This window comes from Streptomyces griseoluteus, assembly GCF_004784465.1.
GTDB classification, from domain to species: domain Bacteria; phylum Actinomycetota; class Actinomycetes; order Streptomycetales; family Streptomycetaceae; genus Streptomyces; species Streptomyces griseoluteus.
Window position 1 is genome coordinate 380,438 of sequence record NZ_SRRU01000007.1, and the last position, 13,760, is coordinate 394,197.

13 protein-coding genes are annotated in these 13,760 nt (G+C 74.6%); 6 read left to right on the forward strand and 7 right to left on the reverse strand.

The features are described from left to right. The first annotated feature begins 20 nt into the window (after window positions 1–20). Window positions 21–1,526: an SCO1417 family PLP biosynthesis transcription factor gene (locus tag E5082_RS21265; RefSeq protein ID WP_135792813.1), complete on the forward strand. Its 1,506-nt coding sequence runs from the start codon at window positions 21–23 to the stop codon at window positions 1,524–1,526. A 70-nt stretch (window positions 1,527–1,596) separates the two neighbouring features. Here the strand turns inward: E5082_RS21265 and E5082_RS21270 are convergent, their stop codons facing one another. Together E5082_RS21270 and E5082_RS21275 are read right to left on the reverse strand one after the other, a co-directional pair. Then, on the reverse strand, window positions 1,597–3,204 hold the full coding sequence (locus tag E5082_RS21270) for an ATP-binding cassette domain-containing protein (protein ID WP_135792814.1): 1,608 nt from the start codon (window positions 3,202–3,204) through the stop codon (window positions 1,597–1,599). An 89-nt stretch (window positions 3,205–3,293) separates the two neighbouring features. Further along, entirely contained in the window at window positions 3,294–3,488 is a 195-nt protein-coding gene (locus E5082_RS21275; RefSeq protein ID WP_030810431.1) for a hypothetical protein, read from the reverse strand. Between the two features lie 220 nt (window positions 3,489–3,708). Here E5082_RS21275 and E5082_RS21280 point away from each other — a divergent pair, with 220 nt between their 5' ends. Continuing rightward, on the forward strand, window positions 3,709–4,101 hold the full coding sequence (locus tag E5082_RS21280; RefSeq protein ID WP_135792815.1) for an ankyrin repeat domain-containing protein: 393 nt from the start codon (window positions 3,709–3,711) through the stop codon (window positions 4,099–4,101). A 306-nt stretch (window positions 4,102–4,407) separates the two neighbouring features. Next, a complete protein-coding gene (locus tag E5082_RS21290) occupies window positions 4,408–5,826 on the forward strand; it encodes a HEAT repeat domain-containing protein (RefSeq protein ID WP_135792816.1) in 1,419 nt (472 codons plus the stop codon). Window positions 5,827–5,864: 38 nt separating this feature from the next. Here E5082_RS21290 and E5082_RS21295 read toward each other — a convergent pair whose 3' ends face one another. From E5082_RS21295 to E5082_RS21315, 5 genes are read right to left on the reverse strand one after another with little or no spacing between them, the layout of a single operon-like run. Continuing rightward, a complete protein-coding gene (locus E5082_RS21295) occupies window positions 5,865–6,731 on the reverse strand; it encodes a 5-oxoprolinase subunit C family protein (protein WP_135792817.1) in 867 nt (288 codons plus the stop codon). Beyond that, a complete protein-coding gene (locus E5082_RS21300; RefSeq protein WP_135792818.1) occupies window positions 6,728–7,345 on the reverse strand; it encodes a 5-oxoprolinase subunit B family protein in 618 nt (205 codons plus the stop codon). Before E5082_RS21300 ends, E5082_RS21295 begins: the two co-directional genes overlap by 4 nt. Beyond that, window positions 7,342–8,109, reverse strand: a complete 768-nt coding sequence (locus tag E5082_RS21305; protein WP_135792819.1) for a LamB/YcsF family protein — start codon at window positions 8,107–8,109, stop codon at window positions 7,342–7,344. The genes E5082_RS21300 and E5082_RS21305 overlap by 4 nt, the downstream gene beginning before the upstream one ends. 28 nt (window positions 8,110–8,137) lie before the next feature. After that, the gene (locus E5082_RS21310) at window positions 8,138–8,977 is read right to left on the reverse strand and encodes a putative hydro-lyase (RefSeq protein WP_135792820.1); all 840 of its coding nucleotides are present in this window, start codon (window positions 8,975–8,977) and stop codon (window positions 8,138–8,140) included. Beyond that, entirely contained in the window at window positions 8,974–10,278 is a 1,305-nt protein-coding gene (locus E5082_RS21315; RefSeq protein WP_135792821.1) for an MFS transporter, read from the reverse strand. The genes E5082_RS21310 and E5082_RS21315 overlap by 4 nt, the downstream gene beginning before the upstream one ends. 166 nt (window positions 10,279–10,444) lie before the next feature. Between E5082_RS21315 and E5082_RS21320 the strand changes: the two genes are divergently transcribed. The 3 genes from E5082_RS21320 (at window position 10,445) to E5082_RS21330 (ending at window position 13,760) form a co-directional block, all read left to right on the forward strand. Further along, window positions 10,445–11,137 (forward strand): GntR family transcriptional regulator, encoded by a 693-nt coding sequence (locus E5082_RS21320; RefSeq protein ID WP_135792822.1) that lies wholly within the window; start codon window positions 10,445–10,447, stop codon window positions 11,135–11,137. Window positions 11,138–11,233: 96 nt separating this feature from the next. Then, complete coding sequence (locus tag E5082_RS21325) at window positions 11,234–12,763, forward strand: hypothetical protein (protein ID WP_135792823.1); 1,530 nt, start codon at window positions 11,234–11,236, stop codon at window positions 12,761–12,763. Between the two features lie 124 nt (window positions 12,764–12,887). Then, the gene (locus E5082_RS21330; RefSeq protein WP_135792824.1) at window positions 12,888–13,760 is read left to right on the forward strand and encodes a hypothetical protein; all 873 of its coding nucleotides are present in this window, start codon (window positions 12,888–12,890) and stop codon (window positions 13,758–13,760) included.

The following is a 13,760-nucleotide window of genomic DNA, read 5'->3' on the forward strand; positions in this document are numbered from 1 at the left end:
GGGAAGGTGGACTGATCTTCATGGCGCGTTGGACCTCTGCGGTGGGTGCCGCTCAGCTCGCCCGGCTCCTCAACTCCCAGCAGGAACGGCCGGGTGGCCCCGGCACGCGTCGTCCGCCCGCCTATCGGGCGCTGGCCGACGGCATCCGGCTGCTCGTCCTGGAGGGCCGCGTCCCCGTGGCCGCGCGGCTGCCGGCCGAGCGCGAGCTGGCCCTCGCCCTCTCCGTCAGCCGCACCACGGTCGCCGCCGCGTACGAGACGCTGCGCACCGAGGGGTTCCTGGAGTCCCGGCGCGGTGCGGGCAGCTGGACGGCCGTCCCGGCGGGCAACCCGCTGCCCGCGCGCGGCCTGGAACCCCTGCCGCCCGAGGCGCTCGGCTCCATGATCGACCTGGGCTGCGCGGCCCTCCCGGCACCCGAGCCCTGGCTCACCCGTGCCGTCTCCGGCGCCCTGGAGGACCTCCCGCCCTACGCCCACACCCACGGCGACTACCCGGCCGGAGTGCCCGCTCTGCGCGCGGTGATCGCCGAGCGGTACACCGCCCGGGGCATCCCGACCATGCCCGAGCAGATCATGGTGACCACCGGCGCGATGGGCGCCATCGACGCCATCTGCCACCTCTTCGCGGGCCGGGGCGAGCGGATCGCCGTCGAGTCGCCGTCCTACGCCAACATCCTCCAGCTCATGCGGGAGGCGGGCGCCCGGCTCGTCCCGGTCGCCATGGCCGAGGGGCTCGGCGGCTGGGACCTCGACGGCTGGCGCCAGGTGCTCCGCGAGGCCGCGCCCCGGCTGGCCTATGTCGTCGCCGACTTCCACAACCCGACCGGTGCGCTGGCCGACGATGACCAGCGGCGCCGGCTCGTGGACGCGGCCCGTGCGGCCGGGACCGTGCTGGTCGCCGACGAGACGATGACCGAGCTGTGGTTCGAGGAGGAGCTGGGCCGCAACATGCCCCGCCGGATGTGCGGCTTCGACCCGGCCGGTTCGACCGTCATCACCGTCGGCTCGGCCAGCAAGGCGTTCTGGGCCGGGATGCGCATCGGCTGGGTGCGGGCCGCCCCGGACGTCATCCGCGGCCTGGTCGCCGCGCGCGCCTACGCCGACCTCGGCACCCCGGTCCTCGAACAGCTCGCCGTGCACTGGCTGTTCACCAGCGGCGGCTGGGAGCAGGCCGTGGCCCTCCGCCGCTCCCAGGCCCGCGACAACCGCGACGACCTGCTCGCCGCCCTCCGGCGCGAGCTGCCCGACTGGGAGTACGAGGTGCCGGCCGGCGGTCTCACCCTCTGGGTCCGGGCCGGCGGCCTCTCCGGCTCGCGCCTCGCCGAAGTGGGCGAGCGGGTCGGCGTCCGTGTCCCCTCCGGGCCCCGCTTCGGCGTCGACGGCGCCTTCGAGGGATACCTGCGGCTGCCGTTCACGGTGGGCGGCGCGGTGGCCGACGAGGCGGCGGCCCGCCTGGCCTCGGCCGCGCGGCTGGTGGAGTCGGGGGTCACCGGGGGCGGGGAGGCGTCGGGCGCGTTCGTGGCGTGAGCCTGCGGGGCCGTGCACAGCAGCGTGCCCGCTCCGAGGGGTTGGAGCGGGCACGTCCGCCGTGCGCGGGTCAGGCTCGGTCCGCCGGGACGGCGTCCGCGGGTTCGGCCGGGGAGACGACCTCCATCGAGCGGGTCGGCTCCGGCTCCGCCGGTGCGATGCGCCCGGGCAGCAGGGACAGTACCGCCTGGCGCTCCGGTTCCGGGGCCGCCTCGTCGTAGGGGTCCGGGGTGGCCGGGACCTGGAGGCGGTGGACCGGGCCGGAGCCGAGGCGGGCGTAGCCGCGGCCGGGCGGAGTCCGGTCCGGCGGGGTGGTGGGCGGCGGGGCGCCCAGGAAGGCGGCCACCTGCTGGGGGGAGGCGGGGCCCAGGACCACCCGGGCGCGGGTGTGCTGGCCGATCGCCTCGCTCAGGGTGTCCGCGCTGTCGAACTGCTCGGCCACCACCACCGTCACGCCGGCCGCCCGCCCGTGCCGCAGCGGGACCTGAAGCAGGGCCTGCGGGTCGGTGCGGTGCTCCGCCTCCGCGAGGTGGGTGAAGACGGTCGGGCGGTCCAGGAGGACCCACAGGGGACGCGTGGTGTCCTGCGGCGGCGGAGCGCCCGCCTGCCGGGCCTCGTTGACCGCGAGGAGCCGCCGCTCGGTCTCCTGCGCAGCCCACTCGAGACCGGCCACCGCCCCGGCCGGCGCGCATTCCACGGCCAGTACGCCCTCCCGGCCGATCAGGCACGAGTACTCGCCGGTGCCGCCGCCGTCCACGATCATCACGTCGCCGTGCCGCAGCGCCTGGAGGGCGATGGAGCGCACCAGCGTGGACGTGCCGCTGCCGGGCTGGCCCATGATCAGCAGATGCGGCTCCGGCGAGCGGCTGCCGGTGCGCCAGACCACGGGGGGCACGTCGCACCGCTCCTCGCCGTAGGAGAGCGGGAGGGTGCGCTGGACCTCGTCGGGGTCGGTGAAGCCGAGCACCGTCTCGCCCGGCGCGGTGACGAAGTGCTGGGCGGTGATGCCGGCGGGCAGGGCGGCGAGGACGCTCAGCGTGAGCCGGTTGCCCTCCTCCTCCCAGGTGAAGCGGTACTCCCGGCCGCGGCCCGCCTTGGCGGTCAGCAGCCGCTCGACCCGCGCGCGGGACCCGGGATCGCCGTCCGGGAAGTACGCCGGGTAGCGGATGACGACGCGCTCCAGCCGGCCGCCCTCGTCGAACTCGTGCTCCGTGAAGACCGCGTCCCACGCGCCGCCGTGCGCGTACAGCGGGGCCGGGTCGCCGGCGGTGGAGAAGCACGGCACCAGCGCCTCGTAGAGCGACTGGAGCCGTTCGGCCCGCGCGGGGTCGGGGCCCTCGGGCGCGGCCGGGCCGTGGTCGCGTCCGTACCAGGCCGCCGTGACCATCAGGGACACGGCGGCCAGCAGCGGGCCGTACGGCATGAGCGCGACGGCCATGACCACGGCGGCCGCCAGGAACAGCAGCGGGCCCCGCTTGTCCTTGGGGGTGGCGGCGACCTTGGCCCGGCCGGCCAGGGCCAGCCGGCGCAGGCCGCGCGAGATGGTGATCAGCGGGTGGAGGACGTCCGTGGCGCTGTCGGCCGCCGTCCGGGCCAGCTCCCGGCTCCGGGCGAGCTGGGTGCGGGCGAGCTGCGCGCTGTCCTTGCTCAGAATGCGGGGGAGTGGGCGCCGGGCCACTGCTGTCTCCTGGAGGTGGGTACGGGCGTGGGGTGACTCCCCCTCGGACGGGACCCGCCGGTCCGCGTGGCCTCGGGGGAGGGGCGCGGTCAGAACTTGATGCCGCCGAGGAGGCTCGCCAGGCTCTCGCCGCCCGCCTTGATGCTGGGCGCGATGGCCGTGCTCGCCAGGTAGAAGCCGAACAGCGCCGAGACGACGGCGTGCGAGCCCTTGAGCCCGTCCTTGCGGAAGAACAGGAAGACGATGATGCCGAGCAGGACCACGCCGGACATGGAGAGGATCATTTGGGACCTCCTGGTGTCGAAGGGGGGACAGTCACCATGAGTACTTCCAGAATCACAGAATGTATCCATACGATAAAAGGTGCAACTGGGTGAAATTCGGGTTTTTTCCCACGGGTGGTGGAGCCGCCGGTCACCCGGCCGGGCAGAGCCCCCACGTCGGCGCGCGAGCCAGTACGCTGGCGATTCACCCGAACGGAAGTCATGAGAGGCGGTCCGGCCGATGAGCGAAGCCCCCGACCCGCAGGTCGTGGAGCTGGCGACCAAGATCTTCGACCTGGCCCGGCAGGGCCGGACCGAGGAACTGGTCGCCTACGTTGACGCGGGCGTCCCGGTCGGTCTCACCAACGACCGCGGCGACTGCCTGGTCATGCTCGCCGCGTACCACGGGCACGCCGACGCGGTCCGGGCGCTGCTCCAGCGCGGCGCCGACGCCGACCGGGTCAACGACCGGGGACAGACCCCGCTCGCCGGAGCCGTGTTCAAGGGTGAGACCGCGGTCATCCAGGCGCTCCTCGACGGCGGCGCCGACCCGGCCGCGGGCACGCCCTCGGCGATCGACACCGCGCGCATGTTCGGCAAGATCGAACTGCTGGAACTGTTCGGCGCGCACTGACACTTCGGCAACCGGCCCCTTCGGGGGGCGGAGATCAACGGGGGGAGGCGGAGGGGGACCGCCGTAAATACGGTCGCGGCGGCACAAACCGCGGGTCATCATGACGACGTGATTCACGGACGTGATGGCCGGGCGGGAGATGCCGCACCACGCGGGCCGTGAAGCGGCCCGCAAGGGGCCCCGACGAGAGGCAGAGAGAAATGGGCAGCAGCAAGCAAGAGACGGCGGGCACTCCGACGTTGTGTCACGCGGCCAGGTGATGAGTGGTCCCCGGTTGCGTCGACGCTTGATGTGAGGCTGTTTCCCATGTTCGATCCGGTCATAGCGCCCAGCGGTACCCTGCTCGGCCTGCTCCAGCGGGGCCGGGGCGACGGCACCCTGCACGCGCTCACCGCCCCCCGCGCCGAGGCGCTCCAGGCCCTCGACCACTGCGTCCTCCACGACCCCCGCCACGACTGGCAGGTGGAGAACCGCTCCCTCTACTACGCCCGCCTCTACCTCGACCTGAACGGCGGCCTGGACGCCATCGAGGCCCACCTCCTCGACCCCGGGGACGCCCTCGATGCCGACGAGTCCCGCACCGGGCTCGCCCTCGCCGTCCTCGGCCACCTCGCCTCCTACGGCAGGCTCGACGCGCTCGCCCTGCTGCGCCGGTACGCCGCCCAGGGCGCCAACTGGGCCTGGGCGCTGGACGAGCTGGCCCTGCGCGACGACGACGCGGGCCTGCGCGCCCTCGCCGTCCCCGTGCTGGCCCGCTTCGGCACCGACCCGGCCGGCGAGGCCGAACTGGCCGCCGCCGTACGCGACGCCTTCGAGCCACGGCCCTGGCGGCTGTGGGCCGACGACCCGCGCCAGTCCGTCTCCGCCCGGGTACGGGCCGCCAGCGAGGCCGGCAGCTTCGACCGCTGGCAGCAGCAGATGCGCCCCACCGGGCCCCGCCCCGGCTGGAGCGTGGACGCCGTCTTCGAATGGGCCCAGCAGGGCCTCGAGCGCGGCGCCGCCCTCCATGTCCCCGCCGCCCGCTGCCTGGTCGCCGTCGCCGCGCCCGAGGACCGGCCGGAGATCCTGGCCGCCGCCCGGTCCGGCACCGACGGCGCCCGCTGCACGGCGCTGCGCTATCTCGCCGACAGCGGGGCGCCCGAGACGCTCGACCTGGTCGAGGCCGCCGTCGCGGACGGGCCCGGTGTCGTGGTGGACGCCGCCCTCGACGCCTTCGAGCGGATGCGCACCCCGGCCGCCGTCGACCGCGCCCGCCGCTGGGCCCAGCGGCCCGACGTGCTCGGCGCCGCCGCCGGACGCGTGCTCGCCTGCCGGGGCGGCGCGAAGGACAGCGACCTCGTCCTCGGCGCCCTGCGCGAGGCCGTACGGGGCGAAGGCCCCGACGCGCCGACCCTGTGGACCCTGGTGGACGGCGCCGGACGCCTGGGCATCGCCTGCGCGGCGCCCGTACTGCGCCACATCTACCGGGAGACGGCCTCCTCCCATCTGCGCGGCCGCGCGGCCCGCGCTCTCGCGGCCACCGACCCCTCCTTCGCCGCCGGGTTCGCGGTCGAGTGCCTGTGGGACTGCGAGGAGACCACCCGCGAACTGGCCGCCCGGCACGCCGAGACCGGCGACGCCCGTGTCGTCGAACGCCTCCGCCGCCTGGCCGCCGACCCCGCGGAGGAGGACGAGGTGCAGACGGCGGTCCGCAGCCGCTTCGAACAGGACCCGCAGACGCTGTGAGCTGACGGGGGCCCCGCCGGATCAACGGCGGGCCCCCTTCATCGGCGCACGAGTACGAAGCGCAGGGGCGTGCCCGGCCTCGCCTGGGCCGCGCCCGGCAGGTCCGCCGGGTGGACCACCGCCGGGACGGGGTAGCCGCCGGTCGTGGGGTGGTCGGCCAGGAAGATCAGGGGCAGACCGTCCGGCGGGACCTGGATCGCCCCCAGCACCATCGCCTCGCTGGGCAGTTCACCCGAGCGGGCGCGTTCCAGCGTGGGCCCCTCCGTGCGCAGCCCGATGCGGTTGCCGGCCGCGGAGACACGATACGTACGGGTCGTAAGGTCCCGGAGGGCCTGCGGGGTGAACCAGTCCTCGCGCGGACCCAGCGTCACCCGGAGCACCAGCTCGGCCGGGGGCGCCGGCTGCGGGGCGGTGTCCAGGCGGGCCGGGGCGGCCGTCGGCGGGCCCACTGGGAGCACCCTGCCGTCGGCGAGCGGCGGTGGGCCCAGGCCCGACAGCAGGTCCGTGGCCCGGCTGCCGAGCACCGGCTCCACCGCGACCCCGCCCGCGACCGCCAGGTAGGACCGCACACCCGCCACCGCCGCCCCCACCTCCAGCACCTCGCCGGAGGACACTCGGACCGGTGCGCCCCAGGGCGCCGGGCGGCCGCCCACCCTCACCGGGCAGGGCGCCCCGCCCACCGCGACGGTGACCGCCGAACGGGCCCGCAGGGCACAGCCGTCGAGCGTCGTCTCCAGTACGGCCGCGTCCGGGGAGTTGCCGACCAGCCGGTTGACGAGCGCGGCGGCGGGCGGGTCGAGGGCGCCGGAGCGGGGGACGCCCAGGTGAGCATGGCCGGGCCGCCCCCGGTCCTGCACGGTCGTCAGCGCGCCCGCCCGCACCACCACCAGCGCACGGTCCGTCACGCGGCCCCCACGGGCGTGAAGCGGACCCGCGTGCCCGGCGCCAGCAGGGCGGCCGGTTCCCGCGCGGTGTCCCACAGCACGGCGTCCGTACGGCCGATCAACTGCCAGCCGCCCGGCGACGCACGCGGGTAGACGCCGGTGTACGGCCCGGCCAGCGCGACCGACCCGGCCGGGACCGCCGTACGCGGGGTGGCTCTGCGGGGCACGTACCGGTGCTCCGGCAGGCCGGTGAGGTAGCCGAAGCCGGGGGCGAAGCCGCAGAAGGCCACGGTGAACTCGATGCCGGCGTGGATCTCGGCGACCTCGCGCGCCGACACGCCCCAGTGGGCGGCGACCTCGGCGAGGTCGGGTCCGTCGTAGCGGACGGGGAGTTCGACCGGGACGGAGGTGGCCTCGGGAGCGGGCGGCGGCTCGGCGGCGGTCAGTTCGGCGGCCCGGCGTACCGGGTCGTCCACGCCGTCGAGCAGGACCGTACGGGCCGCCGGGACGATCTCGCGGGCGGACAGCGAGCCCGCCGCCCGCCGCCGCAGCAGTTCCGCGTGCAGGGCGCGCGCCTGCCCGGCGGAGGCGACCTCCACCAGCAGGGCGTGCGCGCCCACCGGGAGCGCCCTCACGCGAACGCCTCCACCGGTACGCCCGCCGACGCCAGCCGGGTGCGGACCCGCCGGGCCAGCCCGACCGCGCCGGGGGTGTCGCCGTGCAGGCAGAGGGAGCGGGCCCGTACCCGGACGCGGGCGCCGGAGAGCGCGGTCACCTCCCCGGAGCGGGCGAGGTCCAGCGAGCGTGCCACCACCGCAGCCGGGTCGCTGACCACGGCACCCTCCCGGTCGCGCGGCACGAGGGTGCCCTCGTCGGTGTAGGCGCGGTCCGCGAACGCCTCCGGGACCGCGCGGAGGCCCGCCTTCCCGGCCGCCTCCAGCAGACGTGAGCCGGGCAGGCCCAGCACCGGCAGCCGGGCGCCGGCCAGGAGCACCCCGTCGACCACCGCGCGGGCCTGCTCCTCGTCCCGTACGACGCGGTTGTAGAGCGCGCCGTGCGGCTTGACGTAGGCCACGCGGGCGCCGGCGGCCCGTGCGAACACCTCCAACGCGCCGATCTGGTAGGCGACTTCGGCCGCCAGCTCGGCGGACGGCACGTCCATCGCGCGCCGGCCGAAACCGGCGAGGTCGCGGTAGGAGACCTGGGCGCCGATCGTCACCCCGCGCGCGGCGGCCAGTTCACACACCCGGCGCATGGTCGCCGCGTCCCCGGCGTGGAAGCCGCAGGCCACATTGGCACTGGTGACGACGGACAGCAGCCCCTCGTCATCGGTCAGTTGCCAGCGGCCGAAGCCCTCGCCCAGGTCGGCGTTGAGATCGACCGGTCCGGTCACGGTCATCGGGTACGAACCTCCTCGGGTACGCGGATCAGCCGACGCCGACCACGCGGTACTGCTCGTCGCGCGCGTCGGTCAGGAACATCTGCCCCGGCGCGTGCGTGAGGGCGAACGGCGGCCGGGACGCCATCACCGCCGCCTGCGGGGTCACCCCGCACGCCCAGAACACCGGTATGTCGTCGGGCGCCAGGTCCACCGGATCACCGAAGTCGGGCCGGGTCAGGTCCGCTATGCCCAGGGCGGCCGGGTCGCCGCAGTGCACCGGGCCGCCGTGCACGGCCGGGAGCAGCCCGCTCTCCCGGATCGCGGCCCGCAGATGCTCCGGCGGCACCGGGCGCATCGACACCACCATCGGCCCGCGCAGCCGCCCCGCGGGACGGCACTGCCGGCCGGTCACGTACATCGGCACGTTGCGGCCCTGCTCGACGTGGCGGATCGGCACGCCCGCCCCGGCCAGCGCCCACTCGAAGGTGAAGCTGCACCCCAGCAGGAACGCGACGAGGTCGTCCCGCCAGTACTCGCGCGCGTCGGACGGCTCGGCCACCAGCTCGCCGTCCCGCCACACGCGGTAGCGCGGGAGATCGGTGCGCAGATCGGCGCCGGGCGCGAGGACGGTGGTGACCGCGCCCGCGTCCGTCACGTCCAGCACCGGGCAGGGGCGGGGGTTGCGCTGGCAGAACAGCAGCATGTCGTAGGCCCAGTCGGCGGGCACCGCGATCAGGTTGGCCTGCGTGTGGCCCGCGGCGACACCCGCCGTGGGGCCGGTCAGGCCCGCCCGGAAGCGGGCCCGCGCGGTGCGGGGGCTCCAGTCGCGGGCGCCGGACTCGGCCAGGGCCACGGGACGGTCGCCGGTCAGGTCGGGGCGGGTCATGCCAGCTCCCGTCCACGCGTCTCCGGCAGCCCGAACAGCGCCAGCGCCGCCAGCCCGTAGCCCGCCGCGCCGAACGCCAGCGCACCGCCGACGCCCCAGCTGTCGGCCAGGAAGCCCACCAGCGTCGGGAAGACCGCGCCGACCGCGCGCCCGGTGTTGTAGGTGAAGCCCTGTCCGGTACCGCGCACCGGCGTCGGGTACAGCTCGCTCAGATAGGAGCCGAAGCCGCTGAAGATGGCCGACATGCAGAAGCCGAGCGGAAAGCCCAGGATCAGGAGCAGGGTGCCCGCGCCGGGCGGGATGTTCGCGTACGCCAGCACACAGACCGCCGACAGCAGGGCGAACAGCCAGATCGCGCGGCGCCGGCCCAGCCGGTCGGTGAGGTGGCCGCCGGTCAGATAACCGAGGAAGGCCCCGGAGATCAGCAGCGCGAGATAGCCCCCGGTGCCGACGACGGAGAGGCCGCGCTCGGTCTTCAGGTACGTCGGCACCCACGTGGCCAGCGTGTAATAGCCGCCCTGCACACCGGTGGAGAGCAGGCTCGCGAAGAAGGTGGTGCGCAGCAGGCCGGGCTCCTTCGCCGTGCCTGGCCGGAAGATGGCCGTGAACGAGCCGCGCTCCGGGCTGTGTTCCCGGGCCGCCGCGGCCTGCGGCGCGTCGTGCACCCGGCGGCGCAGCCACACCACCAGCAGGGCGGGGAGCGCGCCGGTCCAGAACAGCACCCGCCAGGCCAGGTCCTCGCCGACGAAGGAGAACACCAGCGTGTAGACGATCGCGGCCAGACCCCAGCCGACCGCCCAGGAACTCTGCACCACGCCGAGGGTGCGCCCCCGGTGCCGCGCGCTCGCGTACTCGGCGACCAGGATGGCCCCGACCGCCCACTCACCGCCGAAACCGAGGCCCTGGAGGGCGCGGAAGAGGAGCAGCGTCTCGTAGGTGGGGGCGAAGCCGCAGGCGACCGTGAACACCGCGTAGGTGACGACGGTGATCATCAGGGCCCGCACGCGGCCGATCCGGTCCGCGACCATGCCCGCCAGGGCCCCGCCGACGGCGGACACCACCAGCGTGACCGTGGTGAACAGCCCGGTCTGGCCGCTGTCGAGGTTGAAGTACGCGGCCAGCGCGACCATGGTCAGCGGCAGCGTGAAGTAGTCGTAGGAGTCGAGGGCATAGCCCCCGAAGGCCCCGGCGAAGGCGCGGCGTCCGCGCGGGCCGAGGGCGCGGAACCAGCCCAACGGCCCTTCCTCGTGGGCGGCTCGGTCCGGGACGGCGGTCAGCTGGGGCGGGGGAGTCGTGCTCATGGGCGGCACCTCGCAGAAGCGTGAGGGGGTGCGGGTCGGTGAGCAGTGCGGGTCGTGCGGTGCCGGCCTCGTGGGGGAGGGCCGTGCGGAGCACCGTAGAGGATCGTTCAACGATCCTTCAATGGGTACGTTGTCTCGTCCCCGGCTCTGCGGTTGAATTCCGGGCATGGCAGAGCAGTTGGGTCAACTGGCCGACGACCGCGCCCTCCTGGGCCGTACCAGCACCGCCGAACGCGTCTCCGACATCCTCCGGAGCCGGATCGCGGAGGGCTATTTCCCGCCGGGCACCCGGCTGTCGGAGGACAGCATCGGCGGCGCCCTCGGGGTGTCCCGCAACACCCTGCGCGAGGCGTTCCGGCTGCTCACCCATGAACGGCTGCTGGTGCACGAACTCAACCGGGGCGTCTTCGTCCGGGTGCTGAGCGTCGCGGACGTGGAGGACATCTACCGCACCCGCGCCCTAGTCGAGTGCGCCGTCGTACGCGGCCTCGGCGAGCCCCCGTACGCCCTCGACAGGCTCGCCGGGGCGGTCGCCGAGGGGGAGTCGGCGGCGCGGGAAAGTGACTGGAAAGCGCTGGGGACGGCCAACTTCCACTTCCACCGGGAACTGGTCGCGCTGGCCCGCAGCGAGCGCACCGACGAACTGATGCGCAGCGTCTTCGCCGAACTCCGGCTCGCCTTCCACCACGTGGACCACCCGCGCCGCCTCCACGAGCCCTACCTCGCCCGCAACCGCCAGATCCTCGACGCCCTCCGCGCCGGCGACCGGGCCGGGGCGGAGGAACTGCTGTCGACCTATCTCGCGGACTCCCTCGAACGAGTGCTGGAGGTCTACCGCCGCCGGGTCGACGAGCAGTGAGACGCCTTTCGGTCAGGGGGGTCTCGCGCCGCTGTGACGGCCGTCGCTTCCACACCGTTTGGGTGGTTGTCGGACCGAGGACCTAATCTGTGCACCGTGACTTCGCCTGCACCGACGGACAGCGTTCCGCCCCAGCTCAGCGCGGCACCGCGCCCCGCGCCGGGCCCGGCCGCCGACGAGGGGCTGGCGCGGCGGCTGCGCGCGCTCGCCTGCACGGCCCCGCTGCACGACCTGGACGCCCGCAAGGCCAACCTGGCCGGTGAGTACTCGACGTACGGCATGGCCGAGGTGGCGCTCGCCGCCATCGACCTCGTCACGCTCAACATGGACTTCGACACCGGCGCCGACCACGAGCAGATCGTCGCCCGGCTCGTCCCGCGCATCGCCGCCCAGGCCCCCCACCGCACCACCGCCGAGCACGAGCGGGTGGCCCGCTGGGTGCTGGAGAACCTGATCAACGTCGGCAGCGCCGACCGCGGCTTCCGCGCGGTGTACGGCACCTTCGCCTCCGACGGCAGCTATGTCCGCCGCGACTACGACTTCAAGCTCATCGAAGAGGTTCCGGGACCCGGCGGGACGGTGTACCTGCGGACCACCGACGAAGCCGTCAACGTCCTCGTCGGCGCCCTCGACACCGATGTCACCAGCGCCCAGATCGCCGCCGAGGTCAAGCTGGAGGTGCTGATCAACCGGGGCCGGCTGGCCGACGCCCAGCTCGCCGCCGAGCAGGCCCGCTACCGCACCGTGCAGTACTCCGAGACCCTGCGCCGCGCCCTGGACGCCACCCGGCGCAACGTCCGCGCGGTCGACTGGCTCAACTCCGTGCCCGACATGATCGCCGAGGCGCTGGACCACGTGGCCGACCGCTACCGCCACGAGAACGCGATCCTCACCAACATCCGCAAGGCCCGCGACGAGACGGAGGAGCCGGAGCACAAGCGGCGCGCGGCCGAGCTGGTCGACATCGTCAAGGACTGCATCCGCCGCCACACCCAGCTCCAGTCGCGGCTGCTGGAGGCGGGGCCGCTGTTCCGTGCGGAGCAGGACCGGCAGGCGTTCGCCACGCCCACGGGGACCTCCGGCATGGACCTGTACGGGCATCTGGTCGCGCCTGTCCTGCCGTTGCCGCTTCAGCAGGCGATCCGGGTCACCGACGCGTTCTTCGGCAGCGGGGTGGGGTTGCGTACGCCGGTGTCGGTGCGGGTGGGGGATCTGGTCGACATCCTGCTGACGCCACCGGTCGAGCGGGAGCATCTGGGGGCGGAGATGCCGGAGCCGGATCTGATCGCCACACCGGACGACAGCCGGTTCTCGGAGGAGCAGGTGGCTGCGGCCCGCGCTCTGCTGGATCTGCCGGCGGACGCTCCCCGGAGGCTGTCGGGGCTGCTCGCGGAGGCTCGGGCCGCTGAGGGGTTCGAGCTGGCCTATCTGGTGGCGCTGATGGCCATTCACGCGGCCAGTCCCGCTGTCGGTACCGCCTACCGGCAGGGGGAGGCGAAGCTGTTGTTCGCCGTGGACGACGGTACTGAGCTGGATGATCCGGACTTCGGTGGGGCCGATCTCATCGTGGGGACCGCCTTGTTGGACGCCGTGGGGATGGCCAGCGACCGGGCGGTGGCCGGGTGAGCGGCTTTCCGTTGGCTGTGGTCGGTCGCGTCCACGCGGCGGAGCCGCATGAGCGGACACAGCCCCGCGCCCCTGAGGAAGTCACCTGTACCCCTGTTCTCAAGATGCCCGAGGAGATCCGACCGTGACCGAGTACGTCGAGTGGAGTGACGTCGAAGCGCCGGCGGCGCCGCCGGCCGTCACCCCCGCCGACGCCGCCGACGCGGCGCGGCTGGTGGCGTTCGGGCTGCAGCCGAAGTTGCAGCCCGCGCGGGACCAGGAGTACACGGAGCTGCTGCGGCGGTACCGGGAGGACGGGGCGTTCGCGCGGCTGGCCGATGCCGTGGCGACCGGGCTGGGACTCGTGGTGCTGGAGGTGTCGCCACGGGCCGGGATGGCCGTGACGGCCGCCGAGGACTCGGTGTTCGCGGTGCGGATGGGCGACTACGCCCGCCGTACCGCCGCCGACTCCGCCGACCGGTTCCTGCACGGCCTGGCCCACCTGGCCGTGGCCGCGCTGGCCTTCCCCCGGCCCGAGGACCTGGCCGACGACTCCTACATCGGGCGCGTCACGGTCAACGGCGTGGACGCCTTCGTACGGCAGGCGTGCCGCAGGCTGGAGGAGCGGGCCGAGCGGTCGGGGGAGAACACCGACCCGGTGACCGACGTCCCCGGTCTGGAGGCCGCCTGGCGGATCTGGGCCCGGCGCAGCGCCACGGGCGCCACCAAGGACGCCCGGCGCCCGGCCGCCTCCACCACCGGCATCGTCGCCAAGGCGCTCGGCTTCCTCACCGACTCCGGGTTCCTCCAGCGCACCGGCGACGACCACGGCGGCACCTACCGCACCACCGCCCGCTACCAGTTGCAGGTGCGGGACATGGCGGGCGGCGCGGCGCTCAGCGAACTGCTGGAGCTGGGCGTGGTGACCGAGACCGGCGGCTCCGCCACCCTGCTGCCCGCCGAGGACACCGACGACCTGGACCTGGTGGCCGACGCCGGACTGCCCTTCCACTCCTGA